Source organism: Microcoleus sp. Z1_B2 (assembly GCF_036700325.1).
GTDB lineage: Bacteria > Cyanobacteriota > Cyanobacteriia > Cyanobacteriales > Microcoleaceae > Microcoleus.
Window position 1 is genome coordinate 26,745 of record NZ_JAUBOQ010000024.1, and the last position, 14,926, is coordinate 41,670.

At 44.8% G+C, this 14,926-nt stretch carries 12 protein-coding genes; 6 read left to right on the forward strand and 6 right to left on the reverse strand.

The window, feature by feature from the left end; all coding sequences use genetic code 11:
* Window positions 1–19: 19 nt before the first annotated feature.
* Window positions 20–1,342, forward strand: coding sequence for a tetratricopeptide repeat protein (locus QT984_RS15770; protein ID WP_333232037.1), 1,323 nt, complete (start codon window positions 20–22; stop codon window positions 1,340–1,342).
* A gap of 70 nt (window positions 1,343–1,412) precedes the next feature.
* Here the strand turns inward: QT984_RS15770 and QT984_RS15775 are convergent, their stop codons facing one another.
* Window positions 1,413–1,934 carry a GNAT family N-acetyltransferase gene (locus tag QT984_RS15775; RefSeq protein WP_333053027.1) on the reverse strand — a complete coding sequence of 174 codons (522 nt, stop codon included), beginning with the start codon at window positions 1,932–1,934 and terminating at the stop codon, window positions 1,413–1,415.
* Window positions 1,935–2,380: 446 nt separating this feature from the next.
* Between QT984_RS15775 and QT984_RS15780 the strand changes: the two genes are divergently transcribed.
* Window positions 2,381–4,435, forward strand: coding sequence for an ABC transporter ATP-binding protein (locus QT984_RS15780; protein ID WP_333374388.1), 2,055 nt, complete (start codon window positions 2,381–2,383; stop codon window positions 4,433–4,435).
* Between the two features lie 284 nt (window positions 4,436–4,719).
* Here the strand turns inward: QT984_RS15780 and QT984_RS15785 are convergent, their stop codons facing one another.
* The 5 genes from QT984_RS15785 to QT984_RS15805 form a co-directional block, all read right to left on the reverse strand.
* Window positions 4,720–4,938, reverse strand: coding sequence for a hypothetical protein (locus tag QT984_RS15785; RefSeq protein ID WP_333053030.1), 219 nt, complete (start codon window positions 4,936–4,938; stop codon window positions 4,720–4,722).
* Window positions 4,939–5,080: 142 nt separating this feature from the next.
* Complete coding sequence (locus QT984_RS15790) at window positions 5,081–6,298, reverse strand: DNA double-strand break repair nuclease NurA (RefSeq protein ID WP_333053031.1); 1,218 nt, start codon at window positions 6,296–6,298, stop codon at window positions 5,081–5,083.
* A gap of 414 nt (window positions 6,299–6,712) precedes the next feature.
* Window positions 6,713–7,507, reverse strand: coding sequence for an HAD hydrolase-like protein (locus QT984_RS15795; protein ID WP_333053032.1), 795 nt, complete (start codon window positions 7,505–7,507; stop codon window positions 6,713–6,715).
* A gap of 230 nt (window positions 7,508–7,737) precedes the next feature.
* Window positions 7,738–8,472 carry a DUF928 domain-containing protein gene (locus QT984_RS15800; protein ID WP_333053033.1) on the reverse strand — a complete coding sequence of 245 codons (735 nt, stop codon included), beginning with the start codon at window positions 8,470–8,472 and terminating at the stop codon, window positions 7,738–7,740.
* A gap of 283 nt (window positions 8,473–8,755) precedes the next feature.
* A complete protein-coding gene (locus tag QT984_RS15805; RefSeq protein WP_333053034.1) occupies window positions 8,756–9,496 on the reverse strand; it encodes a DUF928 domain-containing protein in 741 nt (246 codons plus the stop codon).
* Window positions 9,497–9,832: 336 nt separating this feature from the next.
* Here QT984_RS15805 and QT984_RS15810 point away from each other — a divergent pair, with 336 nt between their 5' ends.
* The 4 genes from QT984_RS15810 to malQ all read left to right on the forward strand — a co-directional run bounded on the left by QT984_RS15810 (window position 9,833) and on the right by malQ (window position 14,725).
* On the forward strand, window positions 9,833–11,623 hold the full coding sequence (locus QT984_RS15810) for a CHASE2 domain-containing protein (RefSeq protein ID WP_333232029.1): 1,791 nt from the start codon (window positions 9,833–9,835) through the stop codon (window positions 11,621–11,623).
* 74 nt (window positions 11,624–11,697) lie between these two features.
* Window positions 11,698–12,456, forward strand: coding sequence for a MinD/ParA family protein (locus QT984_RS15815; protein ID WP_333053036.1), 759 nt, complete (start codon window positions 11,698–11,700; stop codon window positions 12,454–12,456).
* 174 nt (window positions 12,457–12,630) lie between these two features.
* On the forward strand, window positions 12,631–12,756 hold the full coding sequence (locus tag QT984_RS15820) for a photosystem II protein Y (protein WP_333053037.1): 126 nt from the start codon (window positions 12,631–12,633) through the stop codon (window positions 12,754–12,756).
* A gap of 460 nt (window positions 12,757–13,216) precedes the next feature.
* The gene (malQ, locus tag QT984_RS15825; protein WP_333053038.1) at window positions 13,217–14,725 is read left to right on the forward strand and encodes a 4-alpha-glucanotransferase; all 1,509 of its coding nucleotides are present in this window, start codon (window positions 13,217–13,219) and stop codon (window positions 14,723–14,725) included.
* The last annotated feature ends 201 nt before the right edge of the window (window positions 14,726–14,926 follow it).

Sequence of the window (14,926 nt, forward strand, 5' to 3'; positions counted from 1 at the left end):
TGTAGATATGCAAAACTTGATGTTTCCAGAAAAGATGCCGAATCGCGGCAACCAAATTTTAAGAATGAGAAGTTCTGTACCAATTGGGTGCTTGCTTTTCTTGTGGCTGTGTGCTGGTTCTATTGCTAGCGCCCAAACTAATCCACCAGCCCTCGATCAATTTTCTCCTAATCCTCTAGAAATTACCACACCCGATCCCCTAGCTCCTGCTAACGAATCTTTGAGCAGCACTCAGCGGGACGAACTGACAGCGGCTTTGGAAGAGTTAAACTTAGAAGCAGCGACTAAACTGCAAGCTGGAGACGGCGCGGGTGCTTTTGAAATTTGGTTCCGAGAATTGCGGCTGCGGAGGTATCTGGGCCCGGCGGCGGAAATTGCTGCTTTGAGTCGGGTGGGAAGTGTTGCTTGGAGTAATGGTAAAAACCTCGAACTACAGCTTATTACCAAACGGTTGCAAGCAATTCAAAAAGAAGTCAAATCCCAAGTACCACTTAATACTGAGTTGCTACCCGCCTTCGCTGCGGCTTTTCAGCAGGTGCGCGCTAAAGGGCCGACTGTAGAAGTTTACCAAGAAATTCTCGAAAATGCGCGCCAAAACCAAGATATATTGGCCCAAGGTCAGATTTTAAAGGCGATCGGGCTAATTCACATTAATTGGTTGAGTTACGATAAAGCTGCTCCCGTGTATGAGGAATTGGCAACTTTAATTCAGGAAAACCGCGATTTATTTGCTGCTAATTCTGCTGTGCAAACTTCTGCTGTTGTTGCGGGAAACGGCGCACCGCCACAGCCTGTAACTCCTCCAACTGAGGTAGATACTCTGAGACAGTTGGCCTATGTTTACCAGCAGTCGAAACAACCCCTAAAGGCGATCGCAGCAAGGGAAAAACTAGCCTCAGTGTATCTTAACTTACAAACTCCCAGCGCTATACCACCGCTCAAAATTGCGATCGCCAGTGATTACCAAACCATAGGTCAAATCAACTTAGCAGCTCAATACTATCAGGAAGCCTACAATTTAGCCGTCCCCATTCAACAGTATGCCCAAGCTAGCGAAGCTTTAGATAAATTAGCATTACTTTATCGATCGCAAAAGCAGTGGGAGCCGACTTTGCGGATTTATCAAATGCAGTTGCTGTTAGAAGAGCGGGCTTACAATTTCTACGGATTGATGAACACTTATGACAATATCGGTCAAGTTTATCAGGAGATGAAGGCTTACGATAAAGCTTTGGAATCCTATCAAAAAGGGTTGGACGTGGCTAAAAAATTGGGACACAGACAAGAGTATTTTGCTAAGAAAATTCAAAAAGTTAACAAGCAGTTGCAAAGGACTTCGTAGTTGTCAGCAGGAAATAATGACAAATTGCAATGTGAGTAATTTAAATGCAGTAAGGTGTGCAACGCACGCCTTACAAAACTACTTTTGCCTGGTAACTTTCTCGCGATATAGAATAATATAGTACATCAGTTTCGTAATAACGAGCATTTTTTTCATATTTCATGCCAACTTTCTGTATTACCCGCTGGGAGGCGATATTTTCTGGGCGGGCGATCGCAACTATTCTCTCCAACTTTAATATTTTAAATCCATAGTTGAGACTAGCAAAAGATGCTTCAGTCGCCAATCCTTGATTCCAATAAAGTTTGTCTAGCGCATAGCCCAGCTCAACTTCCGGTGTCTGATCCAGAAAAGCCAGTCCGCAGCGACCAATCATTTTATGGTCTATTTTATGTACTAAAGCCCACATTCCGAAGTTGTTTTCTGCCCAACGTTTGAGCATAGTATGAATGGCGATTTCTGTTTCTTCTATAGTTTTAACTCCTCTCAAGTATTTCATTATTTCTGCATCACTGTAGATGCGGTACAGCTCATCTAAGTCGTCTGGCGTAAATTGTCTCAGATACAATCGGGCTGTCTCTATTTCTTGCATAAGTTATACCCAAAAAGGCTAATACACTTTCATTGGGACGACGGTGAAATGTAAAATCAATTTCTTCAATGCAGTGAACTGCATTTTGAAAACCCAGCATTTGACACAGTAACTAAAACCAGTGGTCAACTCTATGTCTAAAGGCATAAAGTGGCAAGTAGCGGATATCCGCAATTGTAATAAATATGGGTGACTGAGCGCTGTCAGGTTTGATAATTTGCTGGATCTGTACAATATTTCCTAATTTGACTGACTCTATTTGCTACAATTATTAGTTGGATATATTGTACAGCTTTTTTGCTCAAAGCTGAGCGAACTGATCTCGCCCGCGGGCCCTACAAGCCGCGCAGCGAAAAAAAAGCTCGATATCCTCACAAAAAGCCGCCGAATTTAGCAGCATAATAGCTTCTGCAATCTAAAATCTAAAATCTAAAATCTAAAATCGGATGACTCTTTCCTCACCAGTAGCAGACACCAAAAACAAATCCGGCCAGGAAACAGACTGGCGGTTATTCATGAGGTTGGCATCTTACGCAACCCGCAGCAAACGCTTGCTGATTATTTCGATCGTACTATTAGTACCGCTAGCAGTCTCAGGAGCAATTCAACCCATTCTCATCGGACAGGCAATTTCGGTAATTCGCTCGGAACCTACCTACGAATTCTTGCGGGGAGTGCCTTTATCTGGTGCATTGAATATTTTGGCTATTTTGCTCATGCTAACTATAACACTTAGATTAGCACTGCAATCACTTCAAGGGTATTTAGTCACGAAAGTAGGGCAAATAATTACTACAGATATTAGAAATGATTTGTTCGCCCACGTCACATCGCTAGCAGTGAGATTTTTCGATCGCACTCCTGTCGGTAAATTGATGACTCGCCTCACCAGCGATGTAGAAGCTTTGGGAGAGGTTTTCTCTTCAGGGGCGATCGGCATTGTCAGCGATTTATTTTCAATTTTAGTAATTGCCATTTTCATGTTTACTATGCAGTGGCAACTAGCTTTAATGTTGGTGCTGATGATGATACCAATTACCGCTGTCATAGTTTATTTTCAGTACCAATATCGCATAGCAAATTACAATACCAGAGAAGAACTTTCCGAACTCAACGCCCAACTGCAAGAAAACTTGACTGGTATTGGCGTAGTGCAGCTATTCCGCCGCGAAAGATTCAACTCCGAATTGTTTCGTGTCACCAATAAACGGTACATTAAAGCAGTTGACAAAACTATATTTTACGACTCAGCCGTATCTGCGACATTAGAATGGATTGCTTTAGTGGCGATTGCAGCAGTTTTGTGGATGGGCGGCCAAAGGGTTTTAGCGGGTAATCTTAACTTCGGTACTCTCTCGGCATTCATTTTATTTGCTCAGCGTCTCTTCGATCCGCTGCGGCAATTTGCGGAGAAATTTACCGCGATTCAAGCAGGATTTACCGCTGTCGAACGGATTAGCGATATTCTCAACGAACCGATCGAAATTAAAGATCCAACTAGCGGGAAGAAGGAAGGGCACAACACGGATTTTGACACGGATACACGGATGTTTGAAGCCAGAGGGAAGAGGGAAGAAGGAAGAAGGGCAGGTTATTCACCGTTGTTGATAACTGGACATCCAGAGTCAACGGCTTACAACTTGTCTCCGTTCGATCGAGAATTGCCAGATAATCATCAAAATCCAGCAAGTTCCGAATATCGTTTAGTGCCTAACAATCCCAACCCCCCGAAGCTTAGGGGAGGAGAAAATGCCAAATGGCATAATTCAGAATCGGGAGAAATCCAATTTGACAACGTGTGGTTTGCTTACAAACAAGACGAATATGTCTTGCAAAATCTCAATTTCACCATCAAATCCGGCGAAAAAGTAGCATTAGTTGGCCCCACCGGTGCGGGCAAAAGTTCGATTATCCGTCTCCTGTGCCGCCTTTACGAACCTAGCCGAGGACGGATTCTGGTTAATCATGTGGATATTCGGGATTTGCCTCAAGCAGAGTTACGCAGGCACATAGGCGTGATTATCCAAGATGGCTTCCTATTTGCTGGTGACGTGAAGAGCAATATCAGCCTGGGAGAAAGTTACTCGATTGAGGAAATTCAAGCAGCAGCAGAAAAGACAAATGTTGCCCGTTTAATCGAACAGTTGCCTCAAGGTTATGATACGCAATTGCGGGAACGGGGAACCAATCTTTCGGGGGGACAAAAGCAATTATTAGCCTTTGCTCGCGCGGCTATTCGCAATCCCAGTATTTTAGTTCTAGACGAGGCAACTGCTAGTTTGGATGTGGGGACGGAAGCTTTAATTCAAGAAGCTCTAGAGCGTTTGATGGCTGACAGAACGGCGATAATTATTGCCCACAGGCTCTCGACTATCCGAAATGTCGATCGTATTTTAGTGCTCAAACGCGGGCAGTTAGTAGAGTCGGGCAGCCACGAAGAGTTGTTGCAGCTAGAAGGGTTGTATGCCAGTTTGTACAAGTTGCAAATGCTGGGAAGTTAATATACTGAGATGTTGCACCCTTCTCAATAAGCTTTTTATGAACAGGCTTTTCGGCCTGTTCCACAAGACAATTCACTCTTTGTGGAACAGGCCGAAAAGCCTGTTCTTGAGAATGGTGCAAGATGTGAGTATATGAAGGAGGGCACGACACGGATTTTGACACGGATACACGGATGAATTATCGATAAGAGGGAAAATTATCCGAATACCCAGATACCCGACTTCTTGAAGAAGTCGGGTATCTAAAAGAATCTAAAATCTAAAATCTAAAATCTAAAATCGGCTCACTTGCCTGAAATTATTTTCCCCAGGGTTTCCGGCAAGTGAATTATATGTTGGAAAAGCTGGTTTGGGCCGATGCCAAACAATAACTGCATCGCCAGCACAATTGCTGCTAAACCAATCGCTGTCCCGATGCTGGCTTTCAATACTTTAAAAGCCCAATTAAAGACTAGCCAAGATACAAGTAAGGAAGCAATTAAGATAATTATTTCTATTGGCATATAACATTTTTAACTCTATTTTAACTCTACATAAATTACGTATCAATACCAAAGAAAGCGGGTTTTTTCTCTGTGTTAAAAGCTCAATTTCAGTATTTCCGTAAAAAACCCGCTTTCTGCGGCCAGGACTGTACTTATTACTTTAAGCAATACTGCCGCGCTTCCGTGTTTCCTTATAAGAAATTCCGACATTTTTTAAGCCGGCTTTAATCATTTGCTGCTCTAACAAAGCGAAAAAGCGAGTTCGATCGCCCCCCGTGACTACCGCTTGATTGTGAGCTTCTGCTAGCGTCACCGGATACCCGCCGCCTTTATGTACTTGAGCCAGCATCATTCCTAATGCTAAATCTAGCTGTGCTGTATCTTGTGCTACCCATTCCGGCACTTCTATTCTAGCAATTTCTGTGCCAACGTGAACGTAACAGAAATAGACGGAATTAATGCCGTACAAATCTAAAATTCGAGCTTGGGATTTCCACAAAGGGCTTCTTTGTCCCGGTGACAGGATTGTTGCCCACAATATGGCATCCCGCAAGGGTTCAAATTCTTGACAAGGTGCTTTGTCGGCGAAAGAAATTGTGGCGGCAAATCCGACGTTCGGGCAATTTGTCATGCAGTCTGGTACTTCGTGGGTGCAAGCTTCAAACCGCAAAAAAGATAAACTTTCGCTGCTGCGAGAAGCGCTTAAGTATCCTAACAGCGGAATTCCTGCTAAACGCAACTTGTCCCAAGATTCTAAAATTGGCAGCAAAATTTGATCGCGCGCTTCGGTGGGTAACTGTTCCAAAAACCAATAAATCAGGGAACCGTCTACCATTGCTAAAGCTGGCGCGGGCAATTTATTGTCGTTAACTTTTGCCCAATTGCAGCCCATTTCTGCTAAGGCAATTGCTTCGGAAACTGCTCGCCGATATCCCATCCATTCTTCGGTTCTAATTCCCCACTGTCGCGAACCGTACAAGTCTTCGGGTTTGTAGAAAACCTCGGGTACGCTGTCTAAAACTGGGTGGCGACTTTGGCCGTAGTGTAGCATGACTGTGCCGACGTTTAGCAGGTAGCAGTAGGCTATTTCGTGATGGTTGGGGGAAATTTGCGATCCGTCTGTGGCAAAGACTGTGTGAGAGGCGGGGGGTGCGGTGATGTAGGTGCGATCGTCTAAGGGCTCGATCGGCGTGGCAGCATTGAATAAAGTGCGATCGCGCCAATTCTCTTGCAATTCCACCAATTTTTCCTGTTCCGCTGCAGCCTTTACCAGCAAATTCTGAGCCACTTCCAAACGTTGGCGAGCGGCAGCCGCTTCCACATTCAAATGTTGGCTCATTCCCTGCATTGCCTTGGCTGCTTTAGTTAAATCGAGCATGGGTTTTAAGTCTCAATATTAGAAAGCTTTCAAGCTGATAAATTATCAAAACACTTTTCAATTTTTTGGTTCCGAATCTGGTTTTTTTGTGATAGACGCGGTTTAATTAACTAAAACACTTCGTGCGTGCGCGCCCCCAGAAATAGTAAAAAAACCAGGTTTTTGAGGTCAAGAGTACCTGCAATAGTCTAAAAAAAAACCTTTTTTTTTTGTCGATCGGCTTGCTTTTTTGAGAAATTTCTGTTATATTTATCTTATAATGGGATGGTGGCAAAAATAATATTTTTGCCACCATCCCATTATATTAAAATACCATGTCTACGCCGCAAAAGTCAACCAAAAAAATGTAAATTTTTGTGATTTTTTTTAAAATCTGAAAAGCGAAAAAAATCACCACTGTGAACAAATCTAACATCAACAGTCGATCGGCAGCCAATCGGCAAAATCTCCGGCAAACTGCGACAGAGAAAGCAATTGAACTGGTGGATTTTGAGCCACAGATTCCCGTTCTGGCAAAGTATTGTAACCCCAATCAGCCAAAAATAACCTCACCTGAGATAAATCCGGCTGCTGCTTCACCGACAGCAAAGTTTTTAACCTGTCTTCCACAAACCAAATAGTCGAATCTTTGCCAGACGCAGCCAAAAATTCCCGCAAAATTTGGTGTTTCGGCTTGTTGTATTCCTTACCAAAAATTAACTCCTGCGGCATTTGTACGCCTGCTAGCTGCAAAAGTTCCCGCACAAAACGGCCTTCCTTTGTAGTGACGATCGCCACTTTCACAGAACTCCCTTGCAACGAATGCAAGCGATCGGCAACCCCTGGATAAAAGCGGTGCAAAGACAGCCACCCAGATAAATCCTCAGCAATCCAATTATCGCGCAATCCGTCTAACATAGCACCGACAGATTGCGCTTTTAAATTATTTTCGGTCAACAAATACGGTACTATATTGGGCCACTCTAGCAAAATTTGCTCTGGAGAAATTCCTGTCAGCAGTGCGCGGATTAGCAGTGGCATTTCCCAACCGGTTTCGATGGCGGGCCGCACTCGGTAAAAACTCAAAGCTAAATCTGGATCGGGCACTGTTTCGACTGGTTTCCAGATTTGACAGTAGGTACGCCAAGCGGTTTGGAAATATTCGATTAGTCCGTCACAAATCACACCGTCAAAATCAAGAGCTAGAATTGTCGGAAAGTTATTAGCCATCAATCGATTTTAGATTTTAGATTTTGGATTTTGGATTGAAGAATTGAAGAATTGGAGAATTGAAGAAAGCGATATCACTGATGAATCCGGGGACTGGTTATCGGATAGTATTTTTGGGTTGTACCAGGATAAGAACGGGGGCTTGTACCCTGGCTGCTTTCGGTCACTGGATTGAATAATTGAAGAATTGACTATGCAAACACTCAGCAATGATTGGTCAAGAGTCGTTATTAAAAAGACTGAACTAGCGGTTGATCTGCGATCGATTCTAGTCCTTGGGACTGCAACAATTGCGTCCACTCGGTCGTCAGCCGCGAATCATTGGGTGCGAGGCGTCGCATTTCGGCTAGAGTAGCAAGAGTCTCGTACCAAATCCCATTTCTAGCATAAGCAATCACCTTAGCCATAGGGTCGGGATTTGCCAAATCGTTCTTGAGATTTGCCTGGGGTTCAATTCGCTGCATCCATCCTTTAACAATATAATCTCCAGAACGCTCCAGAGGATCGCAGGCTAGCGCAAACGACCACACATATCGCTTACCAACCTCAATTTTTTTTGTCTTGTCTTTCTCAGAAAGGTTAACTCCAACTATTCCGGCTTTGTCATTTTTTAAAGTAGTTTCGTAAACTACTTCGGATTCATCTGCGTTTAGCAAAATAAACTCTACTTGAGCCGCCGGTTGAGAAACATATACAAAAAATGTTGGCGACTCTGTTAGCGTTAAACCAATATTGCTTTTAGGTATTAAGGGAGTAATGGATAAACCTTCCCGCAACTGACAGCCTCGATGCGTCCCGCCTTGCCGGTTGTCGGGGGCTGTTACATCGGGAGGTGTGAAATTAACATTCTGACTCAGCAGGATTGGTGCGGGTCCAGCCTGCATCGGTGTCAGCAAACTGGGGAGAGTAACGGCGATCGCCAATACAGTCATCACCAGTGCAGTAAAATTTATAAAACGTTTCATTTTTCCACCAACTTGTAGAAATATTTATAGAGTACATCTCTAATGTTAACCCGGAGTTTTAGCTCCGGGCGCGATCGAGTAAATTTGTCAATCGATTTTAGATTTTAGATTTTAGATTTTAGAGGCGACCCTACGGATAAATGCTCTTTCTTGAGGATTTTCGATTTTGGATTTTGGATTCATTCCACGGATAAATCACGTGGCGGGTACCACATGAAGAAATTCGTGGTCAATTTTCACATCGCCATCGGCCGATCGACAAAACTTCAAGAAATAGCGAGATTTAAAGAGGCGCAACCAGTGGTTGAGCTGCAACTGATTCCAGTCCTTGGGACTGCAATAATTGCGTCCACTTGGCTGTCAGCTTCACATCCCCCGGTGTCTGGCGCCGCATTTGGGCTAAAGTAGCGATAGTTTCGTACCAAATCCCATTTTGAGCATAAACGTTGAGCCTAGTCATGGGGTCGGGATTTGCCAACTCGCTCTTGAGATTTGCCTGCGGTTCAATTCGCTGCACGAACCCTTTAACAACTAAATCCGCAGATCGGTCTTCGGGGTCGCAAACTAGCGAAAATGACCACACGTATCGCTTACCAACTTCAAGGGATTTGTTGTTGTCCACGGTAGCAGGAATAGTAACTCCAACAATCCCAGATTTGTCTAGTTTAAATGTTTTTTCGTAGACGACTTCCTCTTCCTTGTCGTTGAGCACAGTAAACTCTATTTTTGCAGAGGTTTGAGGAACATAGACAAAAATTGTGGGAGAATCCGTTAGGGTTAAACCGATATTAGTTGGAGGTACTAAAGGAGTAATAGATAAACCCGCTGGACAAAGCTTGTTGCCGCGATGTGTTCCTCCTTGTCGGTTGGCGGGGGCTGTTACATCGGGAGGCTTGAAATTAACATTTTGACTCAGCAGAAGCGGCTGGGATTGTGCGCGCATCGGTGCAAGTGAACTGGGTAGGGTAGCTGCGATCGCAGATACGGCGACGGCAAGTGTAGCCCGATGTAGAAAACATTTCATTTTGTTGTACCTTTCACTATAATTGCAAACACAGGCATTCGCTGATGGCGATAAATATTTTTGAGATGCTAGTCGAGGGCGCAGATACACAATTTATACCTTGACATATCATCAATAACATTAATTAATTCGAGCGGCAAGTGGATTCTCTGTCGGAAAAATCCGGTTGCCTAGGTCGCAAGTATCATTGGATACAGTTGGTCGCTACGTAAGGTAAATTTTTGTAACAAAGCGGTCGGAGTTTCCGAGTGTTCTAAGATGGAGGAAGTCTCCGGCAGGTGGGGAATGTGAAACAACTGCTGTTCCAGAAACGAGTCAAACTTTTATGCTGGGATAATGAGTAAAATATCTAACAAAATTCGATCGGCAGTGGCTCAAGTGAGTCAAAGGTATAAACCATCACTCTTCTTGGCTAAGTCTGTATTAATTGCCAGCGCGGCAGTAACATTATCCTTGATGGGAGCCAGACAGCTAGGAATACTCGAACCAGTAGAATTAAGCGCTTACGACCAAATGGTGAGGTGGCGTCCCGATGAACAGCCAGACTCGCGTTTGCTAGTTGTGGGGATTACCGAAGCAGACATTCAGAAACTGAATCAGTGGCCAATATCCGATCGCAAAATAGCTGAAATCTTACAAAAACTGGAAAAAATGCAGCCGGCAGTCATCGGTTTAGATGTACTGCGAGACGTACCTTTAGGAGACGGGCGCGAGGAATTGACTAAATTTTTACAAAAAAGCGATCGAACGATCGGGGTATGTTTAGTCACCGACGGAAGCCCGGACAATCCCGGTTCTCCGCCTGCGCCGGGGCTGCCACAAAACCGGGTGGGATTTGCAGATTTCGGAGTCGATCCCGGTGGCATACTCCGCAGAGCTTTATTATTTATGAAACCGCCGAAAATTGAGGGCAACTCTTCTGCCCAAAAACATCTTTGCAATGACAATTCTCAAGTTTTATATTCCTTCAACCTCCAGCTAGCACTCCGCTACCTGCAAGGGCAAAAAATCTATCCCAAACTGGCACCAGATCAATCTTTATGGCTGGGAGAAACTCAATTAAAACAACTAGCAAGCAATGACGGAGGATACAAAAATGCCGATGTCAGGGGATATCAAATATTAATTAACTATCGTTCCCGGCGGCCAGTCGCAAACCAAGTCAGAATTACCGATGTTTTAGAAGGGAAAGTTGACCCGAATTTAGTTAAAGATAAAATAGTTCTCATCGGTTACACCACAGAAACCGTTAAAGATTTATTTTATACTCCTTACAGTGGGCGACAGCAAAAAAACCAATTCATGCCGGGGATCGTGGCACACGCACAAGTAGTCAGCCAAATTCTGAGTGCAGTTTTAGACAACAGACCGATGTTTTGGTTTTGGCCGGAATGGGCAGAAATCATGTGGATTTCGGCATGGTCAATTGTGGGAGGAACCTTGGCATCCCGGATGGCTCACCCAGCGAAGTTGACGGTGACATTTGGAGCACTGCTGTCCGGGTGCTGCGCGATCGGCTTTGGGATTTTTCTGTTGGGAGGGTGGGTGCCTGTGGCAGCGCCAGCCTTAGCATTAATCGTAACTGGCGGTAGCATTGTATCAGCAGAGAGATTTAATAAAGCCGGATACGGGAAAGCAATTAGCGATCGAGTAAAACAAGTCTTCAAAATCGAAATAGACCAAGCCAAAAAAGAACAGCAAGTCGCAGAAATCACAGAATCTGATTTCTTTAAAGAATTGCAGCAAAAGAAAGATAAACTGAGGATTGGCAAACAAGAAACCTCTGAAAAAAAACTTTCCGAACCCCAAGAAATAATTGCCATTACCCCAGAGCTTCCCAAGGTCGAAAGTCAGACAGACGATTACTTAGCTCAGTTGCAGGAAAAAGCCAAACAGCATCAGCAGCGGGCCGCCGTGAGTGAATCGGAAAGCGGCTCTCAAACGGGTGTCCCGATAGATACCGGTTGTCGTGCTAGTTCAGCCGAAACTAAACCTGATGACGAGTTCAGCGATTTGCAAACCAAAGCCAAACAGATGCGGCAGCGCAGGGGCGGCCAAAAGATGATAAAAGATGAAAAAATTGATAGTTTAGCAGACAAGGAGGATTTGGGGGACAAGGAAGAATGACCGACAACTCGACTGTATCATCGAGAATTGCATCATAATGGGTTCTCCCCGTTTCTTACCCTCATACGCAGATCATGTCCAAAATCATCTCTGTCCACTCTTACCGGGGCGGAACTGGCAAATCGAACACGACAGCAAACCTGGCATCTATTATCGCTCGCGGCGGAAATCGGGTCGCCATTGTGGACACAGACATTCAATCACCGGGGATTCACGTGCTGTTCGGTTTCAGCGAGAGCAATATGGATCGCTGCTTGAACGATTACCTGTGGGGCCGATGTCCGATCGCGGATACGGCCTACAATGTGAGTTCGCTGCTGCCAAAATTAGCCAGTAACGGCAGCCTCTACCTGATTCCTTCGAGCATTAAAGCAGGCGAGATAGCGCGAGTTTTGCGGGAAGGCTACGACGTGGGACTGCTTACCGACGGCTTTCAAGAACTGATCGAGGTTTTGAACTTAGACTACCTATTTATAGACACGCACCCGGGGCTCAACGAAGAAACCCTCCTCAGCATCACCATTTCCGACATCCTGCTGCTGATTCTGCGTCCGGATCAGCAAGATTTTCAGGGAACGGCTGTCACGGTAGATGTGGCCCGCAAATTAGAAGTTCCCAAGATTTTGATGACGATTAACAAAGCCCCAGAATCGCTGGATTTCGAGGATTTGAAGCAGCAAGTAGAGAGTATTTACGACATCCCAGTGGCAGGGGTACTGCCCCACAGCGACCAGATGATGCTGCTCGCCAGCAAGGGGGTGTTTGCGCTGCACTTCCCTAACGACCCTCTAACTAAGGTTGTGGAAGGGATTGCCAAACAGATTGTGGGATAATTGGTGCAGCGAATGCCGAGATCCGCCCAGGAGTTTCGCTTTCGCTCTCAATTCTTGGGGAGCGATGTCCTCCTGCGTATCCCGAATATTTGCTTAGAGAGTCAGGAGAATGGCGACAAAATGAGATACAAATAGATTATGAGAATTTGTTAAAAAACTTTAGGAGGAGAACTCATGGATTTTGACTTCCGCATACTAATAGTATTGATGCCCGTATTGTTGGCGGGCGGCTGGGCGGCTTACAACGTCGGCGCTATAGCTCTCAAACAAGTGCAGAAATTGTTGAACAAGCAAGCATGAACTAAGCATTATCACCAGTAATTTCGCAGCCGGCTGTTTTTAAAGATACAAAACAGCCGGCTGATTTGTGCATGGGCTCTGCTTAAGTGATGGCTGATTTTTTGTGGGCAATTTACGACTGCAGAGAGATGGGGCAAAACCCAAAAAAAGTTAAGTTTAAAGGTTAGGCAGAAACCGGCTAGGCTCAAGCAACATACTTTGTTGCAGCAAACGAGCCTGGGTAAAAAAACCTAGCTGTGAAAGTAGGGCGATCGTGTAAGTTCGGATTTTGATGTGTTGAACTCTACTGAGGATTTATGAGTAGAGTTATAAAAATATGGGGTCAGCACGCGATCGCAGAAAATATGAGACAATCACAAAAGTATTTGCCCTAACAATCCCCCTAAAAACTACGAAGTTTAACTGGTAGGGAATATCGGTCAAATTGTCAATGTTAAATTCCTATATCTTTAGATAGATTATGCTTTTTCCCCGATCGAGCGGCATATTACTCCACCCCACATCCTTTCCCAGTCGATTTGGCATTGGGGACTTGGGAATGGAAGCATATCGCTTTATTGACTTTTTAGTAGAGAGCGACCAGCTATACTGGCAGCTATTGCCGCTGGGCCCGACAGGATACGGCAATTCTCCTTATTCGTGCTATTCAGCAATGGCGGGAAATCCGCTGCTGATCAACCCAGAACTGCTGCGGGACCAGCAATTGCTCGCAGATGAAGACTTCGCTAATTTACCAGAATTTCCGCTGGATTATGTAGACTTCGATCGAGCGATCGCCCTGAAAGTGCCTTTGCTCAAAAAAGCTTGCGAAAACTTCAAAGCCAAAGCATCCCAGATCCAGCAAAAAGAATTCTCAGGTTTTTGCGAAAGCAAAGAGAATTGGCTGGAAGATTACGCCTTATTTATGGCACTAAAAGATCGCTTTGGCGGTGTTAGCTGGAACAATTGGGAACCAGAAATTGCCCGTAGAGAGCCAGAGTCGCTAGAGAAGTGGCGCCAGCAGCTAAATGCTGAGATTTATTACTACAAATACGTCCAGTTTGAGTTTTTTCGCCAGTGGACGGAGTTGAAACGCTATGCTAATATGCGGGACATTAAAATTATTGGCGATATTCCGATTTATGTAGCTCACGATAGCGCCGATGTATGGTCTCATCGCGAAATATTTTGCTTGGATGAAGCCAGCGGAGAACCAGCTTTAATGGCGGGAGTTCCCCCTGATTACTTCAGCAATACAGGTCAATTGTGGGGCAACCCCGTATACAATTGGGAGAAGTTGCAAGCAACTAATTTTGAGTGGTGGGTGCAGCGTTTTGAAGCGATTTTCTCTTATGTAGATGTGACTCGGATCGACCACTTTCGAGGATTTGACGCTTACTGGGCGGTGAAGCGCGGACAAGAAACTGCGATCGAGGGAGAGTGGATTAAAGCGCCGGGAACAGCTTTGTTGGATCTAATTAATAAGAAGTTTGGCAACTTGCCGATTATCGCTGAGGATTTAGGGGTAATTACTCCAGAAGTGGAAGCTTTGCGCGATCGATACGAGTTTCCAGGAATGAAGATTTTGCAGTTTGCTTTTGCCGGTGGTCCGGGCGATCCTTTTTTGCCTTTCAATTACGATCGCAACTCCGTAGTCTACACTGGTACCCACGACAACGACACGACTGTCGGCTGGTTCAATCAACTGCAAAACTACGAAAGAGATGAGGTTATGCGTTATTTGGGCTGCATCGATCCCCAAGGAATTCACTGGTCTTTAATCCGCATGGGTTGGATTTCTGTTGCTAATATGGCAATTGTGCCGTTTCAAGATTTGTTGGGTTTAGGTACTGACGCGCGGATGAATTTTCCGGGGAAACCAGAGGGAAATTGGGGCTGGCGGTATCGGCCAGAAGCTGTGAATTGGGAAGTGGGCGATCGGCTAAAAACTATGACTTACATCTCCGGGCGCGCTCCTAATAAACATTGATTGTCGGGAAGGGGTAATTGGTAATTGTTAATGGGTAATATCAAACCTGTTAACATCGGAATTATTCCTATCTCTCTTCTCTTTATCTGCGTGAATCAGCGTCAATCCCTTGTCCGGGGCGGTTCAGAAATTATCTTTTCTTGACCGCAGATACAGGCAGATGCAACACAGATTAACGCAGATGAATTCTATCAATTCCGG

Excerpts from the sequence above, each read along its gene's own strand:
- QT984_RS15770 (WP_333232037.1), top strand. The coding sequence starts at position 20 with ATGTTTCCAGAAAAGATGCCGAATCGCGGCAACCAAATTTTAAGAATG.
- QT984_RS15780 (WP_333374388.1), top strand. The coding sequence starts at position 2,381 with ATGACTCTTTCCTCACCAGTAGCAGACACCAAAAACAAATCCGGCCAG.
- QT984_RS15790 (WP_333053031.1), bottom strand. The coding sequence starts at position 6,298 with ATGCTCGATTTAACTAAAGCAGCCAAGGCAATGCAGGGAATGAGCCAA.
- QT984_RS15820 (WP_333053037.1), top strand. The coding sequence starts at position 12,631 with ATGGATTTTGACTTCCGCATACTAATAGTATTGATGCCCGTATTGTTG.
- QT984_RS15800 (WP_333053033.1), bottom strand. The coding sequence starts at position 8,472 with ATGAAACGTTTTATAAATTTTACTGCACTGGTGATGACTGTATTGGCG.
- QT984_RS15815 (WP_333053036.1), top strand. The coding sequence starts at position 11,698 with ATGTCCAAAATCATCTCTGTCCACTCTTACCGGGGCGGAACTGGCAAA.
- QT984_RS15810 (WP_333232029.1), top strand. The coding sequence starts at position 9,833 with ATGAGTAAAATATCTAACAAAATTCGATCGGCAGTGGCTCAAGTGAGT.
- QT984_RS15805 (WP_333053034.1), bottom strand. The coding sequence starts at position 9,496 with ATGAAATGTTTTCTACATCGGGCTACACTTGCCGTCGCCGTATCTGCG.
- QT984_RS15775 (WP_333053027.1), bottom strand. The coding sequence starts at position 1,934 with ATGCAAGAAATAGAGACAGCCCGATTGTATCTGAGACAATTTACGCCA.
- QT984_RS15795 (WP_333053032.1), bottom strand. The coding sequence starts at position 7,507 with ATGGCTAATAACTTTCCGACAATTCTAGCTCTTGATTTTGACGGTGTG.
- malQ (WP_333053038.1), top strand. The coding sequence starts at position 13,217 with ATGCTTTTTCCCCGATCGAGCGGCATATTACTCCACCCCACATCCTTT.
- QT984_RS15785 (WP_333053030.1), bottom strand. The coding sequence starts at position 4,938 with ATGCCAATAGAAATAATTATCTTAATTGCTTCCTTACTTGTATCTTGG.